This is a genomic window from Phytopseudomonas seleniipraecipitans (assembly GCF_900102335.1).
Lineage (GTDB): Bacteria > Pseudomonadota > Gammaproteobacteria > Pseudomonadales > Pseudomonadaceae > Aquipseudomonas > Aquipseudomonas seleniipraecipitans.
Genome location: NZ_FNBM01000007.1, coordinates 76,473 through 92,730 on the forward strand (window position 1 = coordinate 76,473; position 16,258 = coordinate 92,730).

The window sequence follows — 16,258 nt, forward strand, 5'->3', positions numbered from 1 at the left end:
TCCAAGCGGCGAAAAGCGCATAAAACTGCACCCGAAGGCTTTGATACGGGGGTGGCGCGCATTTTTGATGTATTGCCTGGTATTGCCGACCAGGGCAACTTTGATCTAGAGAATCACTCGATGCTCTGCTTGCCCCTGTGCGGAAATTTCCGCTGCGAACAGCTTGCCGGCGTCAGGCTCGGCCATCAGCTGGTCGCCTTGCAGGCCCTCACGAGCCGAAGTCGCGAACAGCGTCGACAGGCCAGGCCCGCCAAAGGCCGGACAGGAAATCTGCGAAGCCGGAAACGCGACCGCCTGCTGAAACTGACCGTCCGTGTTATAGCAAGCGACCCGCGAGGCGCCCCACTGCGCGCTCCACAGGCGCCCCTGAGTATCGACCACCGCACCATCGGGATTGACGCCAGCTACACGACCATCGATGAACGGCTGCGCCTCGCCCCGCGGCCAGCCATGCGGCTCATCCAGCGGCTGGCGCCAGATCTGCTGGCGCGCGGTGTCGGCGAAATAGGCGTAACGCCGGTCAGGTGAAAAACAGATGGCGTTGGTAATACTGATATCCGCAAACAGACGACGCAGCTCGCCACGGTAGTAGCGATAGATAGCGCCGGCCTGCGGCTCGGCGTTCAGACCCATGGTGCCGATCCAGAAGCCGCCCCAGGGATCGGCACGGCCGTCATTGGAACGGTTCAGCGGATTGCCCGCCTCCAGCGCGCAGAGCGTTTCGCGCGCCCCGGTGGCCAGGTCGAAGGTCAGCAGCGCCGTCTCGCTGGCAATCAGCAGCACCTGCTCATCGACCCAGCCAGCCGCAGAGACGCGCTCGTCGAACGTCCACTCCAGCGCTTGATCATCCTGCCGGCTGAGCAAGCGACGGCCAAGAATGTCGAACCAGAACAGCTGCTCACGCCGCGGGTGCCAGAACACCCCTTCACCCAAGGTACAGGCGCGGGCATCGGCGATCCGTGCCGCAGTGGTGCCGTTCGGGTTTGCCGCCATGGTCAGGCTCCTCGTTGAAGATTAGCGTGGGCAACGGCCAGGCCGGCCAGGGTGACTCGCTCGGCATCGACGGTCAGCGCCGTAATGCCCAGGGTATCGAGGGCACACCGATAGCGTTCGGCCAATTCGCCGCCTCCGATGACACAGACCTGCTGGCCCCGCCAGCGTTCATCCAGTGCGCCCAGCTCCTGGCCGATCAGCAGGCCGGACAAGCGCGCCCGTGCCGCTGGAGGGGTCAGGCCTTCGAGCAAACCTTCGGCACGCAAGCCGAACAGCGCACCGATCAGCCGCTGGCTGCCTTGCGCGCCAGCGTGCAGGCCCGCGGCGAAGGCGACCTCGTCAATCGGCTGATCAGCATCGCCCTGCATGCCATGACGCAGTACCGATTGCTGGCTCAACAAGGCGAACAGTTCACCGGTCATGAAGGTCTGGAACGCGACCACCTGCCCGTCACGCACCTCGGCCCATTTGCTGTGGGTGCCCGGCAGGCAGACCACGCCACGGTAATCGGGCTGTTCGGCGAGCAGGCCGGCAATCTGGGTTTCCTCGCCGCGGATCACGTCGGCAGGCGCGCGCTGACACAGCCCTGGGATGATCGACACACGCAGCCGCGGATCGGCCAGCGCCGGGCTGACCATGCGTTCTGCCGCCAGCGGCATGCACGGGACCTGCGCATAGGGCGCTTCACGCCAGCCCTGCCGCGCGCCGACCATGCCGCAGGCAACCACCTCGGTCACACGGTCCTCGGCTAGCCAGCCACCGACCAGCTCGAGCAAGGCGCCCTCGAACTGATCCGGCACCAACGTGCTCATGCCGCGCGCCGACGAGGCGCGCTGGATGATCTCGCCGCGCGCCGACAGCGCCCACGCACGAAGCTGCGAGGTGCCCCAGTCGACCGCGATCCAGCTGACTGCGGTCGCGCTGATGTCTGTCATGGTAATGCCCTCGCCCAGGTGTCAGTGGCTGTCCTTGGGAATGCCGGCACCGCGGCAACCCTTGAGGAAGTCGAAATCCGCACCGCTGTCAGCACCCTCGACATGATCATGGAACAGCTTGATGTAGCCACTGGTGGGCGGCTCGACGGTGGGCTGCCATTCAGCCAGACGCTGACGCAATTCTGCCTCGGGGATGTCCAGGTGGATGCGCCGGGCCTCGACGTCTAGTTCGATCATGTCACCGTTACGCACCACCGCCAGCGGGCCACCAGCCGCGGCTTCCGGGGTGGTGTGCAGCACGACGGTGCCGTAGGCGGTGCCGGACATCCGCGCATCGGAGATACGCACCATGTCGGTAATGCCCTTGCGCAACACCTTGGGCGGCAAGCCCATGTTGCCGACCTCGGCCATGCCCGGATAACCGCGCGGGCCGCAGTTTTTCAGCACCATCACGCAGTTTTCGTCGATATCCAGGCTCTCGTCGTTAATCTTCGCTTTGTAGTCGTCGATGTCCTCGAACACCACGGCGCGGCCACGGTGCTGCATCAGGTGCGGCGAGGCGGCGGACGGCTTGAGCACCGCACCGCGCGGCGCGAGGTTGCCGCGCAGCACGGCGATCCCGCCCTTGGCGGTCAGCGCGTTGTCCACGGGGCGAATGACGTCCTCGTTCCAGTTGCGTACGCCTTTGACCTCTTCCCAGATGGTCTCACCAGAGACGGTCAGCGCGCCCTTGTGCAGCTTGCCGCCCTCGCCGAGCATGCGGATCACCACCGGCAGGCCACCGGCGTAGAAGAACTCCTCCATCAGGTACTTGCCTGACGGCATCAGGTTGACGATGGTCGGGATGTCCTGGCCGAGGCGGTCCCAGTCATCCAGGGTCAGATCGACGCCGACACGGCCGGCGATCGCCAGCAGGTGAATCACCGCGTTGGTCGAGCCGCCGATGCTGCCGTTAACGCGGATGGCATTCTCGAAGGCGTGGCGGGTCATGATGTCGGACGGTTTCAGGTCGTCCTTGACCATCTGCACGATGCGCCGCCCGGTCAGGTGCGCGACCACCCGGCGACGGCTGTCGACTGCCGGGATCGCCGCGTTGCCGGACAACGCCATGCCCAGCGCTTCGGCCATGCTGGCCATGGTGCTGGCGGTGCCCATGGTGTTGCACGAGCCCGGCGAGCGGGACATCGACTGCTCTGCCTCAAGGAAGTCCTCGCGGCTCATCTTGCCGGCCTTGATGTCTTCCGACATCTGCCACAGCGCGGTGCCCGAGCCGACCCGCTCGCCACGAAACCAGCCGTTGAGCATCGGCCCGCCGGACACCACGATGGCGGGAATGTCGACGCTCGCCGCGCCCATCAACAGCGCCGGGGTGGTCTTGTCGCAGCCGGCCAGCAGCACCACGCCGTCCAGCGGGTTGGCGCGCAGCGCTTCTTCCACATCCATGGCCGCCATATTGCGGTACATCATCGCGGTCGGGCGCAGCGAGCTTTCCCCGGCCGAGAACACCGGAAACTCCAGCGGTAGGCCGCCGGCCTCGTAGATACCGTGCTTGACGCGCTCGGCAAGGTCACGCAGGTGCGCGTTGCAGGGTGTCAGTTGCGACCAGGTGTTGCAGATGCCGATCACCGGTCGACCATCGAACAGATCAGCCGGCAGCCCCTGATTCTTCATCCAGCTGCGGTGGTAGATGTGGTCCCGCGAATTGCCGCCGAACCACTCGGTGGAGCGCAGCTTGCGTGGCCATACCGCCGGTTTGAAGGTGCTCATACCCAGCCTCCGTCGACAATGAAATTCTGCGCCGTGCACATCGCCGCCGCGTCGGATGCCAGGAATAGCGCCATGTCAGCGATGTGTTCAGGCAGCAATTGACCGGGCATGCATTGATTCTGGCGAATCTGTTCTTTGGCCGATTCATCGACCCACATGGCCAACTGCTTCTCGGTCATCACCCAGCCCGGCACCAGGGTGTTGACGCGGATCCGGTCCTTGCCGAGGTCACGCGCCAGGCCACGGGTCAGGCCGTGGGTGGCGGCCTTGCTGGCCGCATACACTGGGTAGCCGGCCGAGGCCATCATCCAGCCCACCGAGCCGAAGTTGATGATCGAGCCGCCACCGGCCTGGCGCATCATCGGCACCACCGCCTGGGTGGCGAAGGTGGCGTGACGCAGGTTGACGGCGATCAGGTCGTCGAAGCGCTCCACGCTGATCGAGTCCAGCGCGTGACGGACATCGTTGGCGGCATTGTTGAGCAAGGCAGTGATCGGCCCGAACTGCTCAGCGACCTTGTGAATCGCGGCCTGGTAAGCCTTGACGTCGGTGATGTCGCAGCGCAGGAAGCGCACCTGATGGCCCTCCTCGCTCAGTTGGCTGGCCAGCGCCTGGCCGTGCTTGTCGTCAATATCGACAAAGGCGGTGCGTGCGCCTTGGCGGGCGAAGGCCTGCACCAGCGCTTTGCCGATCCCGGTGGCGCCACCGGATACCAGCACGGTGCGCTGGGCCAGGTCGGCGTAAACGGCCTTGCCTGGGGTTGGATTCTGGCTATTCATGGCCTGTTACCTCGTTTTCTCATCCGCCGGTGCAGTGCATTGTCTGACCGACCGGTTACTGCGGAAAGGGGCCGCCTCAGCGGGACTTGCTCTTGTTGACCACGTCGAAAATCACTGCCGCCAATAGCACCAGGCCCTTGATCACCTGCTGCCATTCGATGCCGATGCCCAGGATCGACATGCCGTTGTTCATCACGCCCATGATCAGCGCGCCGATCACTGCGCCGATGATCTTGCCGACCCCGCCAGACATCGATGCACCGCCGATGAACACCGCGGCGATCACATCCAGCTCGAAGGACACCCCGGCCTTGGGTGTAGCGGTATTCAGTCGCGCAGCGAAGATCAGCCCCGCCAGGGCGGCGAGCATGCCCATGTTGACGAAGGCGAAGAAGGTCAGCCGCTCGGTGTTGATGCCTGACAGCTTGGCCGCCTTGACGTTGCCGCCGATGGCGTAGATGCGCCGGCCCAGCGTGGTGCGGTTGGTCAGGAAGGTGTAGGCGCTGATCAGCAACGCCATGATGATCAGCACGTTCGGCAGGCCGCGGTAGGTGGCCAGCAGGTAGGCGATGTAGACGATGGCGCAGGCGATCAGGCCGTTCTTGATGACGAAGAACAGCGAGGGCTCGTCGACGATGCCGTAGCGCTTGGCACGACGGCGCGCTCGGATCGCCAGGTAAAGGATCGCTCCGGCTGCCAGCACGCCAAGCGCAATAGCGGTGATGTTCGGCCGCTTGACGCCAAAGATGTCCGGGATAAAGCCGTTGCTCATCAGCTGGAAGCTGCTGGAGAACGGCCCAACCGACTGGCCATCGAGTACCGCCAAGGTCAGGCCGCGGAACACCAGCATGCCAGCCAGGGTGACGATGAACGAAGGTATCTGCCAGTAGGCGATCCAGTAGCCCTGCGCCGCGCCGATCAGGCACCCCATGAGCAGGCACACCGGCACCACCACCGAGGTCGACCAGCCCCACTGCACCATCATCACCGCCGCCGCGGCGCCGACGAAACCGACCACCGAGCCCACCGACAGGTCGATGTGCCCGGAGACGATCACCAGCAGCATGCCCAGCGCCATGATGATGATGTAGCTGTTCTGCAGAAACAGGTTGGTCAGGTTGACCGGGCGCATCAGGGTGCCATCGGTCAGCACTTCGAACAGCGCCATGATGACCACCAGGGTCATCAGCATGCCGTAGTCGCGCACATGGCTCTTCAGGTGCCCCAGCAATGAGGGCCGAGCCGCCTGAGGGGTTTCGCCTGCTGGGGCGGCCTGGTTTTTTGTTTGATCCATTGTGTTCACCTCGCTCACGCCTTGACGATCATCGACATGATCTTTTCCTGGTTCGCTTCGTCGCGTGCCAGTTCGCCCAGAAAGGCGCCTTCATTCATTACGTAGATGCGGTCGCACATGCCCAGCAGCTCGGGCATTTCCGAAGAAATGATGATCACGCCCTTGCCGTCGGCAGCGAGCTGGTTGATCAGGCTGTAGATCTCGAACTTGGCGCCGACATCGATACCCCGGGTCGGCTCATCGAGGATCAGCACTTCGGGTTTGGCGAACAGCCATTTGCTGAGCACCACCTTCTGCTGATTGCCGCCGGACAGGTTGAGCACCTTCTGGAACACCCCTGGCGTGCGGATGTGCAACGCCTCGCGGTACTCCTCGGCGATACGCCGCTCTTCGTGTTCGTCGATCACCCCATGGCTGGACACACCGGGCAGGTTGGCCAGGGTGGTGTTGCACAGAATGCTTTCGTCGAGCACCAGGCCCAGCGACTTGCGGTCTTCGGTGACGTAGGCAATGCCGTTGTCCACCGCGCGGCGCACCGTGGACACATCGATTTCCTGGCCGCGCAGGTGTACCGAGCCGGAAATATTGCGCCCGTAGCTCCTGCCGAACACGCTCATCGCCAGCTCGGTGCGCCCTGCCCCCATCAGCCCGGCAATGCCGACCACTTCACCGGCCGCCACGCTCAGGTTGACGTTGCGAATCATCTGCCGGGACGCCGATTCCGGGTGCCAGACGTTCCAGTCACGGATCTCCAGCAGGGTATCGCCGATCTGCGGCGTGCGCTCCGGGTAGCGGTTCTGCATGTCGCGGCCGACCATGCCGCGGATGATGGTTTCTTCGCTGACCACTTCGCTGTGGCAGTCCATGCTGCTCACCGAGGCGCCATCGCGCAGCACCGTGATGCTGTCGGCAACACGGCTGACCTCGTTGAGTTTGTGGGAAATCAGGATCGAGGAAATGCCCTGGGCGCGGAATTCCAGCAACAGGTCGAGCAGCTTCTGGCTGTCGTTTTCCTGCAGCGCCGCGGTCGGTTCGTCGAGGATCAGCAGCTTGACGTCCTTGGCCAGCGCCTTGGCGATTTCCACCAGCTGCTGCTTGCCGACGCCGAGCTTTTCCACCGGCGTAGTGGCGATTTCGTCGAGGCCGACCTTCTTTAGTAGCACCTCGGTGCGCTGGTAGACCTCCGGCCAGTCAATCACGCCGTTGCTGGCGATCTCGTTGCCGAGAAACAGGTTCTCGGCGATGGACAGCAGCGGCACCAGCGCAAGCTCCTGGTGGATGATGATGATGCCCTCGCGCTCGCTGTCGCGAATACCACCGAAAGACAGCGGTTTGCCTTCGTAGACGATTTCACCCTCGTAGCTGCCGTGGGGGTACACGCCGCTGAGCACTTTCATCAGGGTCGATTTGCCAGCGCCGTTCTCGCCGCATAGGGCATGGATCTCGCCGCGACGCACCTTGAGATTGACGTTGTTCAAGGCCTTAACGCCTGGAAACGTTTTGGTGATGCCGCGCATTTCCAGAATGATGTCTTGCTGCATGGCTTTATCCGTCCGCAAGGCACGCGCCAACCGCAGCGGGCGCGCCATGCTCAGGTAAACAAAAGGGGTGGATGGCTGGCAGCGCGTCACGCTGCCAGCAAAGTCGCGATTACTGGACCTGGTTCTTGGTGTAGTAACCGCTGTCGATCAGCACCTTTTCCCAGTTGCTCTTGTCGACGGTGACAGGTTGCAACAGGTAGGACGGCACCACTTTCTTGCCGTTGTTGTAGGTCTTGGTGTCGTTGATCTGCGGCTCGCTGCCTTCTAGCAATGCCTTGACCATACCGACGGTCACTTCGGCGAGCTGGCGGGTGTCCTTGAAGATCGACGAATACTGCTCGTCGGCAAGGATCGACTTCACCGACGGCACTTCCGAATCCTGGCCCGTGACCACCGGCATCGGCATGTCGCCGGAGCCATAGCCGACGCCTTTCAGCGACGAAAGAACGCCGATGGAGATGCCGTCATAGGGCGACAGCACGCCATCGAGGCGCTCCTTGGTGTAGTTGGCCGACAGCAGGTTGTCCATGCGCGACTGGGCGGTAGCGCCGTCCCAGCGCAGGGTACCGACCTTGCCCATGCCGGTCTGCCCGGACAGGATCTTGATCTCGCCTTTGTCGATCAGCGGCTGCAGCACCGACATAGCCCCGTCGTAGAAGAAATAGGCGTTGTTGTCATCCGGCGAGCCGCCGAACAGCTCGACGTTGTACGGGCCTGGGCCGCGAGCCTGCATGCCCTTGACGAGCGACTCGGCCTGCAGCACGCCGACTTTGGTGTTGTCGAAAGTGGCGTAGTAATCCACGTATTCGCTGTCGCGGATCAGGCGGTCGTAGGCGATCACCTTGATGTCAGCGGCGTTGGCGTTTTCCAGTGCGTTGGTCAGCGTGGTGCCGTCGATCGCCGCAATGACCAGGACGTTGACGCCCTTGACCATCATGTTTTCGATCTGCGAAACCTGGGTGGGAATGTCGTCTTCGGCGTACTGCAGGTCGGCCTTGTAGCCGGCTTTCTCCAGTTGCTTGACCATGTTGTTGCCGTCGTCGATCCAGCGCGCGGAGGACTTGGTCGGCATTGCGATACCCACGTAGCCCTTGTCGGCGGCTCCAGCGGAAGCGGCACTCAACAGGGTGGCGCCCATGGCCACGGCGGCCACGAGTTTACGGACAGTGTTCATCAGCTTCTCCTGGGCGACGCCTGCTGCGCACCAAGGGCACACGCGACATCGCAGTTATTGTTGTTCGTTCAGCGAAGAGCTTTCAAAGCAGAGCTGAAGATAGAACCCACCCGCATATCAATCAAATTCATATTCCGCACAACGTCATACCAATATTGATATGAACACAATCGACAAGCATGCGCCCGCAGCGCAGAATCCTTTGCTGCGCCTCGACAACGACAAGAATGAGAGCTGCCATGGACATCGGCATTGCCCGACACCTGAAGATTGCCCAGCTGCGCCTGATTGCCGCCATCGCCGAACATGGCCAGCTCGGCCTCGCCGCGGATGAACTGACCGTTACTCAGCCGGCCGCCTCGCGCATGCTCGCGGACATCGAGCACACGCTGGGCGCACGGCTGTTCGAGCGCCACGCCAAAGGCATGGTGCCGACCCTGATCGGCCGCGCCCTGGCGCAGCGCTCGCACAACATGCTGGTGGAGCTGCGCGACCTGGCGCAGGACGTCGAAGAGCTCAAGCGCGGTGAAGGCGGCATTACCACCGTGGGTGCAGTGACCGGCGCTGCCGTGGGCTTCGTGATTCCGGCAATCCGCCAGCTCAAAGCCATCTCGCCGCGTGCGGAAGTGCACGTCAACGTCGCCGCCAGCGACGTGCTGGTGCATGACCTGGCGGCCGGCAAGAACGACTTCGTGCTGGCGCGCCTACCGCGCGGCGTGAACCCGGCGGATTTCGAGATTTTCCCCGCCCGCACCGAGACCTTGAAGCTGATGGTTCGCCAGGATCACCCGCTGGCCAACGTCGACAAGGTCACGCTGCACGACCTGTCGCCCTACGAATGGGTGATGCAAAGCCACCGGGCGCCGATCCGCGAGGCCATGGAAACTGCCTTTCTCAGCGCGGGCGCGCCATTGCCGACCAACATCACCAACACCACCTCGTTGCTGGCGATGATCGCCATTCTGGTGTCGTCGTCGGCGATCGCCCCGCTGGCCAGCGAAGTGCCGGACCTGCTACTCGGCGACCAGGTGGGCGCCCGACTCAAGGTGCTGCCGCTCAATGTGAGTATCGAGATGTCGCCCTACTACCTGCTGCTGGTCAAGGGCCGGCAGTTGTCGCCAGTGGCCAACCGGCTGCGCCGGCTTGTGGCCGCGGGTTTGAACAAGCAGTGAACCGCACAAACGAAAACGGCCTGCAGAGCAGGCCGTTATCAGGAGCGACGTGCGTTACTTGAGAACGGCCAGCGCAGCCTCGTAGTCAGGCTCGCTGCCGATCTCGGCAACCAGCTCGCTGTGCAGCACCTTGTCATGTTCATCCAGCACCACCACGGCGCGGGCAGCAACGCCAGCCAGCGGGCCGGAGCTCAGGGCTACGCCGTAGTCCTTGAGAAACTCTGCGCCGCGCATGGTCGACAGGTTGATGACGTTTTCCAGGCCTTCGGCACCACAGAAACGCGCCTGGGCGAATGGCAGGTCAGCGGAAACGCAAAGCACCGCGGTGTTATCCAGCTTGCTGGCTTCGGTATTGAATTTACGTACCGACGTGGCACAGGTCGGCGTATCGACGCTTGGGAAGATGTTCAGCACTTTGCGCTTGCCCGCCAGGCTGCTCAGGCTGACGTCTGCCAGGCCGGCACCGACCAGGTTGAACGCGGGTGCCTGCTGACCAACTTGCGGCAGTTGGCCGTCGACCTGAACCGGGTTACCGCGCAGGGTTACTTGAGCCATGAAAAATGATCCTTTTCTGTGTGGGTAAAGCACGCTTGGACCGTCATCCTACGTCAGCAAAGCGCTCACTAGAAGGCTCATCTACCTCGATTTGGCAGGCCATGCGCGCCGGAAATACACAGCGCTCATGTCCCACAATGGTGTCGAGGGCGGCCAGTAGATACCCCAGACCCATTGTCACGCCTTGGAACGAGCGATCCGGCCTGACTTGACCTCGGCGGCGTACTTGGACAGGCGATCCTCACCGTTAATCAACACGCCGACTATCCTCAGAATGGCCCAGGCATCCGATTCGTTCTCCGTGCCCCGCAAGCGCTCGGCTATCTGCACCAAGTCGACGGACGCCCATTTGAGGTCTTCGGCGACGGCCTTGAGGTCATGCTTGAGTATCTGTGTTTGCCGCTGGCCCATGTGATTCCTATGCGTCGGTAAGAGGTGAAAGATTGATCTGCAACAGACGCCAGCACGATAAACCCGCTGGCACCCGGCTCTATCGCCAACGTCGTTCGACGTTGGCGTGGCCTTAGAAATCTCGCTTGTAGAACAGATCCAGTGAGCTCGCCAGGCCGCTGGCCGCCTCCAGATACAGGCGCCGACTGAGCGCGTAGCGCAGGGCTACGGTATTCACCGGCTCGAATACGCCTACGCCGTAGCGCAAACTCAGACGCTCGGAAAGGTTGCCACTGGCGACCACGCTGGTGCTGTTGCCGCTGCCCTCGGTATCCAGCTGAAAATCTTCAATGCCCAGGCTCTGTGCGACCGAACCGGTGACCCCGGAACTGCCCGCCACACCCAGCGCCAACGCAGCCTGCGCCAGCATGTTGCTGTCTTCGCTACCGGTTGATAATGGTCGGCCCAATACCAGATAAGACAACGCCTGCTCCTGGCTCATCGCGGGCTCGGAGAACACCTCGGTACGCGGCTGGTCGGCGCTGCCGGTCAAGCGTAAACCGGCAACCACCTCGTCCACCTTGCGAATGGCCTCGATATCGAGGAATGGTTGGTCGATGGGCCCGGCGAACAGCAGGCGCGCCCGGCGAATGGTCAGCCGCTGCCCATAGCCGCGGAAATTGCCTTTGTTGAGATTCAGCTCGCCACGGGTATCCATGTCGTCGCCGATATGGACTCGCCCGGCCAGTTCGGCATTAAGGCCGAAGCCTGTGAACGTCAGCTTGTCGCTGCCCACATCGACATCGATGTCCATGCTGATTGCCACTGGCTGCTGTGCACGCGTCTGTGCGCCGACGATGACCGCATCGTCGGAAACCTTGACCGTTGAAGGGGGCAATTCGCGCACCTGGATCTGGCCGCGCGGGATGGACACCTTGCCGCTCACCGACAATTGATCACCAGCAAGGCGCACCTGCATATCCGGCTCGACCTCCAGCGTCGCATAAGGCTCGACTACCACGGGCAGGCGGCTGCCTTTCACGCTCAGGCTGCCACTCGGTTGGTCACTCCAAGCCAGCTCACCGGTGAGCGAGCCCTGCCCCTGCTCGCCGCTGCGCCAACCGCCATCGAGCCTCAGGCTTTCACCTGCGATCAACATGCGAACCTGCAGATCCTCGAAATTGGTCGGCAATTCACCGCCGGAGATCTCACCCCCGCTGAGCAGCAGCTGGCCGTTGATCAACGGCTTCAGGAGATCACCGGACAAGTTGCCGCTGCCTTCGAGATGGCCGGTCAAACGCTCGACCATTGGCACGAAAGGCCGAGCAATCGCCAGGTCGAGACCGCTGAGGCGGAACTGACCGGACAGCGGCTTGTTTTGCGGCCGTGGATCGAGCTGAGCCTGCACGGCCAGCTCGCCGACCCTCGGCCCGCTCAGGTTCAAGTCGGCGTCAATACGCTGGGGGCGCAACTCGCTGCTCAGGCGCAGGCTGTTATAGGTAAAGTCCACCCACTGCCCGTTGTCACGCACACGCCAGGTGCCGCTGCCAGCATCCACCAGTACTCGACCGGAGGGCCCTGCAGCGGGTAAATCGAGATGGACGTCGGCGTTGAGCTTGCCGTCCCAAGCGAAGTCTTTCGGTAACCAGGGCGCCAGGCTGTCGAGCGGGAAATCGGCCAGGCGATAACGGATCTGCGGCTCTGGCTGCAACCGCTGGTTCTCGCCGCACAGGCTGGCTTCACCGGAACGAAAGCAGTGAGCGCCCAGGTCAATCTGGCCGTTGGCCAAGCGCACCAGTGAAGCGGGTTGCTGCAAACGCCAATCCTGACCGCCTGCCTGCACCTCGGCGCGGCTCAAGCGGCCGCGCCAATTGTCCTGATCCAGCGTACCATCGAGCGCTAGGCTGGTCTGCAAAGTCTCGCCTTGCAGGCTCAACTGCAACTGCTGCTGTCGTTGATTGCCGCCGCCGCTGGCAGTCAGGTCGCCGATCTGCGTATCACCGCTGGCGATGCCCTGACCGACCACCTGCACGCTGGCTTGCTGGTTGGCATCCAGCTTGGCATCCAGCCCCAGCCGGTCCATGAGCAATTCGTTGAATCCCAAGCCCTGTCCGTTCAGCGTGAAGGTGCCCTGAGGCGCCTGCAGGCTGCCAGCCAGATCCAGACGCCCCGCGGCCTGCCCCTGCAAGCCCGGCCACAGCTGCCCAAGGCGGTTGAGCGCGATGCGTAATTCGCCCCGCAGGCGCCCCTCGAGCTGGCCGCTGCCGTCGATGCGGTTGTCGCCAAGGCGCACGCTCAGTGCACTCAGCTTCCAGGTTTCCCCAGCGCCTGCTACCTGCGTTTGCAACTGCGCGGGCTGGCCACGCAGGCGGCCTTGCAAGTTGAAATCGCCGGTCAGTTCCAGGTTACCGTCGAGCCATTGCCCCTGGCTGCGTAGCGGCCCGGCGATTCGGCCTGGCAGTTCGGCGACCCAGTAGGCCGGGTCGAAATCGCTGATCTGCAGTTGCGCATCCCAACGCACCGCCTCGGCAAAGCCGACGGTCACCTGCCCCTCGATAGCTCCCTGACCAGCACGAATCTGCAGCTGGGGAAGATGCACCTGCTGCAAGTCACCGCTGAGCGGCGTCTTCACCGTGAATGCGCCAGCGGGACCATCCAGCGCGGCATCCAGATTGCCCAGATAATTGCCGTTATCGTAAGCCAGATCACCGGTCAGCTTGTTCAGCGTCACGGGGGGCGCTTCCTCCAGCGGATACAGGCGCAACCAGGGGAAATTCTGCCAGTCGATATGGGTGTCGGCGCTGAAGCCCTGCTGCCAATCCAGGCGCCCGTTGACTGCCAGATACTGATCGTCTGACGCGGCCAGGCGCAAGGTGGCGATATCTGCGCCGGCGGCATCCACCCGACCACGCAGCGCCAGCGCAACCGGACCCTCCTCGGCCGGCAAGCTGGCGCTGCCGTCGATGCCGTAACCGTCTTGCAGATTACCCGCCGCTCGTAGCTTCAAGGCATCCAGCCGTAGCGTATCGGGCAGCGACGCATCGGCTTTGAAACCGTCCGCCGTGAACAGTAGCGTCGCTGGAATGTGCTCGACCAGCGGCTGTACCTCGCCACTCAGGCGCCCGGCCAGATACCCGCTGCTGTCGACCGCCAGCGTCAGGCTTTGCCGCAGGTCGCCGTCGACCTGCAGTGCCAGATCCCAAGGTTTGCCGTCCGGGGCTGGCAGCGCTGCAGTGCCCTGCAGGCTCAGCGGCCACTCGCCGCTGGGCTGCAGCCGCCCTCGCAGATCAATCACCAGCTCATCACGCTGCACATGCAACTTGCTGATGTTCAGCCCGTCGGCAGCCCAGTCGGCAACCAGTTCAAGACCTTGCAGTTGATCATCACCATTGAACTGCAAGCTGCCGACCCACACCTCACCGACCTCCAGCGCCAGCGGCAAATCCAGTTGTGGCAGGCTGAAAGGCTCGTCGCTGGGTGGCTCCTCACTGGGAGCGAAATTCAGCTCGATACGCTCGCTGCGCAACTTATCGATGCACAAGGTGAGGCGCAGCAGGCAGCCGGGCGACCATTCAAAATCCGCCTGGCGAACCAGCACCTGATTGTCGCCTTGCCGCCAGACCAGTTGCTCAGCCGTCCAACGGCCGCCGAGGCGACCCTCAAAGCCGTCAACCTGAAGGCCTGGCACTTGGCCCAACGCCCAGCGGCTGCCGCCATTGGTCGCCAGCATCCAGGTCGACGCCACGATCAGCACAGCCAGCAGCGCCAGTACGCTCAGCGCGGCATACTTGAATACCCGCCTCACAGCTCCGGCCCCATGGAGAAATGCAGGCGCACGCCACCCTCTTCATCCAGCGGATGAGCCAGGTCGAGGCGTAGCGGCCCAACCGGCGACACCCAGCGCATGCCAATACCCACCGCGCTTTTCAGCGTCGGGAAGTCCAGCGAATTGAAGGCGTTACCGGCGTCATAGAAAGTCGCAACGCGCCACTTTTCTGCCACGCTGTATTGATATTCGGCACTGGCCGCGAACATGTAGCGTGCGCCGATCTTGTCGCCCTGATTATTCTCCGGCGACAGGCTCTGATAGTCGTAACCGCGCACACTCTGGTCGCCGCCGGCAAAGAAGCGCAATGAGGGCGGCACTGACGAGTTGAAGCCTTTGGACTCGGTACCGCCAAACTGCGCACGGCCGAGGAAACGATGGTTTTGCCACAAGGTGGTCAACCCTTTGAGCAGCACGTTGCCGTGGATCACGTCCGAGTCGGCGAGCAGGCCCTCCTTGGCCACCGAACCACTGAACTCCAGGCGATAGCCATAGTTGGGATCGACACGGTTATCGCTGCGCAGATAGGAATAGCTGATGCCGGGCATCAACAGAGTACTCAGGCCCGAGTCATCGCCTAGGCGATACTCCTCACGCTGCCATTTCAGGGAGATCACTCGCTGCCAGCCACTGTCGAGCTTGCTGTGCCATTCCGGGCCGACCGTCAGCAGCCGGCTCAGGCTGTCGGTGTTGGCGAGTTCCTCGTACTGGTAGCCGCCGGCGATACGCAGCTTGTCGGTGAGCGGCGGGTCCAGCGGCACGTCGTACCATAGGCCGACGTTTTGCCGCGGCGCGGAGATTTCCATTTCCGCGCCATAACTATGCCCTTGTGGGTTAGCCCAATGCCGCTCCCAATTGGCGCGACCACGGGGGCCGACGTCAGTCGAGAAGCCGAGGCCAAGCCCCATGGTGCGCGGCAGGCGCGTTTGCAGATGAACCTTGACCGGAATGACCTGCTGCTCGGCCACGGTAGGACTGGCGTCCACGCGCACCGACTCGAAATACCCACTGGAGCGCAACGCCTGATACAGCTCGGCGATGCGTTCGGAGTCATAGGGCGTATCGGCCGAGAACGGCACCATGCGCTGTAGCAGATCATCGTCGAACGGCATGTCGCCTTCGAAGCTGACGTTGCCGAGGATATAGCGCGGGCCGCTGTCGTAGACCAGCTCGATATCGGCCAGACCCGCCTGCGGATTGATGCTTAGACGTTGCTGAGTGAAACGCCCGTGAAAAAAGCCATAGCGGGACGCCTGATTTTGAATATGCCGCTTGGCGGCCTCGTAACGGCCGTGGTTGAGCCGGGCGCCCTGTTTTAGCTCTGCGTCCTTGGGCAACCGGAAGGCTCGCAGCTCAGCGGCAGGCCCATCGACCCGCACCGTTACGCTACCGATACGAACCGGCTCGCCTGGCACGATATTCACGTTCAAGCGCGGCGGGGTCTGCTCCACCACATCGGTCGTAATCTGCGCCTGGTAATACCCGAGTGCCTGGGCGGCTTTTTCAGCCTGGCTTTCCACCACCCGACGAAAACGCTGCAGCGCTTCGGCATCGCGTTCGCCAAGGCTACCGATGTAACCCTCGACATTGCTCTTCAAGGCGTTATTGGCTGGCTTCACGCTGACGACAAGGCGCGCGTTTTCAGCCAGCAATACTGAACTGAACAGCAGTAGCGCGCATCCCGCGCCGAGTGTGGATATGACTCTCATGAGGCAGATGCTATCACGGCAAACGCAGCATTCCCGCGCAGGAACGAATCGAAACGATTTCAGCCAGGCGGCCCTGCTGCTGGCCGTTCAGCGCCATGATGGGCTAGCATCGCCGGTTTACTG

General features: G+C 63.0%; 12 protein-coding genes. 1 reads left to right on the plus strand and 11 read right to left on the minus strand.

Annotation, left to right across the window (positions count from 1 at the left end):
* Positions 1 to 105: 105 nt before the first annotated feature.
* The 7 genes from BLS60_RS15300 to chvE form a co-directional block, all read right to left on the minus strand.
* Positions 106 to 993 carry an SMP-30/gluconolactonase/LRE family protein gene (locus BLS60_RS15300; protein ID WP_092369638.1) on the minus strand — a complete coding sequence of 296 codons (888 nt, stop codon included), beginning with the start codon at positions 991 to 993 and terminating at the stop codon, positions 106 to 108.
* 2 nt (positions 994 to 995) lie between these two features.
* The gene (locus BLS60_RS15305) at positions 996 to 1,928 is read right to left on the minus strand and encodes a 2-dehydro-3-deoxygalactonokinase (protein ID WP_092369641.1); all 933 of its coding nucleotides are present in this window, start codon (positions 1,926 to 1,928) and stop codon (positions 996 to 998) included.
* A gap of 21 nt (positions 1,929 to 1,949) precedes the next feature.
* Positions 1,950 to 3,695, minus strand: a complete 1,746-nt coding sequence (gene araD / locus BLS60_RS15310) for an L-arabinonate dehydratase (RefSeq protein ID WP_070883111.1) — start codon at positions 3,693 to 3,695, stop codon at positions 1,950 to 1,952.
* Complete coding sequence (locus tag BLS60_RS15315; protein WP_092369644.1) at positions 3,692 to 4,474, minus strand: SDR family NAD(P)-dependent oxidoreductase; 783 nt, start codon at positions 4,472 to 4,474, stop codon at positions 3,692 to 3,694. Before BLS60_RS15315 ends, araD begins: the two co-directional genes overlap by 4 nt.
* A gap of 76 nt (positions 4,475 to 4,550) precedes the next feature.
* Positions 4,551 to 5,768: a multiple monosaccharide ABC transporter permease gene (gene mmsB, locus BLS60_RS15320; RefSeq protein WP_070883197.1), complete on the minus strand. Its 1,218-nt coding sequence runs from the start codon at positions 5,766 to 5,768 to the stop codon at positions 4,551 to 4,553.
* A 14-nt stretch (positions 5,769 to 5,782) separates the two neighbouring features.
* Positions 5,783 to 7,309: a multiple monosaccharide ABC transporter ATP-binding protein gene (mmsA, locus tag BLS60_RS15325; protein WP_092369646.1), complete on the minus strand. Its 1,527-nt coding sequence runs from the start codon at positions 7,307 to 7,309 to the stop codon at positions 5,783 to 5,785.
* A 109-nt stretch (positions 7,310 to 7,418) separates the two neighbouring features.
* Positions 7,419 to 8,483, minus strand: coding sequence for a multiple monosaccharide ABC transporter substrate-binding protein (chvE, locus tag BLS60_RS15330; protein WP_092369649.1), 1,065 nt, complete (start codon positions 8,481 to 8,483; stop codon positions 7,419 to 7,421).
* Positions 8,484 to 8,722: 239 nt separating this feature from the next.
* Here chvE and BLS60_RS15335 point away from each other — a divergent pair, with 239 nt between their 5' ends.
* Positions 8,723 to 9,655 (plus strand): LysR family transcriptional regulator, encoded by a 933-nt coding sequence (locus BLS60_RS15335; protein ID WP_070883107.1) that lies wholly within the window; start codon positions 8,723 to 8,725, stop codon positions 9,653 to 9,655.
* Between the two features lie 54 nt (positions 9,656 to 9,709).
* Here the strand turns inward: BLS60_RS15335 and tpx are convergent, their stop codons facing one another.
* The 4 genes from tpx to BLS60_RS15355 all read right to left on the minus strand — a co-directional run bounded on the left by tpx (position 9,710) and on the right by BLS60_RS15355 (position 16,135).
* Positions 9,710 to 10,210, minus strand: a complete 501-nt coding sequence (gene tpx / locus BLS60_RS15340) for a thiol peroxidase (protein WP_092369652.1) — start codon at positions 10,208 to 10,210, stop codon at positions 9,710 to 9,712.
* Positions 10,211 to 10,387: 177 nt separating this feature from the next.
* Entirely contained in the window at positions 10,388 to 10,621 is a 234-nt protein-coding gene (locus tag BLS60_RS15345; protein ID WP_070883105.1) for a hypothetical protein, read from the minus strand.
* Between the two features lie 112 nt (positions 10,622 to 10,733).
* A complete protein-coding gene (locus BLS60_RS15350; protein ID WP_092369655.1) occupies positions 10,734 to 14,405 on the minus strand; it encodes a translocation/assembly module TamB domain-containing protein in 3,672 nt (1,223 codons plus the stop codon).
* Positions 14,402 to 16,135, minus strand: coding sequence for an autotransporter assembly complex protein TamA (locus BLS60_RS15355; RefSeq protein ID WP_092369658.1), 1,734 nt, complete (start codon positions 16,133 to 16,135; stop codon positions 14,402 to 14,404). The genes BLS60_RS15350 and BLS60_RS15355 overlap by 4 nt, the downstream gene beginning before the upstream one ends.
* Positions 16,136 to 16,258: the final 123 nt, after the last annotated feature.

Bases quoted from the DNA above. Each gene is read 5' to 3' on its own strand.
- BLS60_RS15300 (WP_092369638.1), bottom strand. From the start codon at position 993: ATGGCGGCAAACCCGAACGGCACCACTGCGGCACGGATCGCCGATGCC.
- BLS60_RS15305 (WP_092369641.1), bottom strand. From the start codon at position 1,928: ATGACAGACATCAGCGCGACCGCAGTCAGCTGGATCGCGGTCGACTGG.
- araD (WP_070883111.1), bottom strand. From the start codon at position 3,695: ATGAGCACCTTCAAACCGGCGGTATGGCCACGCAAGCTGCGCTCCACC.
- BLS60_RS15315 (WP_092369644.1), bottom strand. From the start codon at position 4,474: ATGAATAGCCAGAATCCAACCCCAGGCAAGGCCGTTTACGCCGACCTG.
- mmsB (WP_070883197.1), bottom strand. From the start codon at position 5,768: ATGGATCAAACAAAAAACCAGGCCGCCCCAGCAGGCGAAACCCCTCAG.
- mmsA (WP_092369646.1), bottom strand. From the start codon at position 7,309: ATGCAGCAAGACATCATTCTGGAAATGCGCGGCATCACCAAAACGTTT.
- chvE (WP_092369649.1), bottom strand. From the start codon at position 8,483: ATGAACACTGTCCGTAAACTCGTGGCCGCCGTGGCCATGGGCGCCACC.
- BLS60_RS15335 (WP_070883107.1), top strand. From the start codon at position 8,723: ATGGACATCGGCATTGCCCGACACCTGAAGATTGCCCAGCTGCGCCTG.
- tpx (WP_092369652.1), bottom strand. From the start codon at position 10,210: ATGGCTCAAGTAACCCTGCGCGGTAACCCGGTTCAGGTCGACGGCCAA.
- BLS60_RS15345 (WP_070883105.1), bottom strand. From the start codon at position 10,621: ATGGGCCAGCGGCAAACACAGATACTCAAGCATGACCTCAAGGCCGTC.
- BLS60_RS15355 (WP_092369658.1), bottom strand. From the start codon at position 16,135: ATGAGAGTCATATCCACACTCGGCGCGGGATGCGCGCTACTGCTGTTC.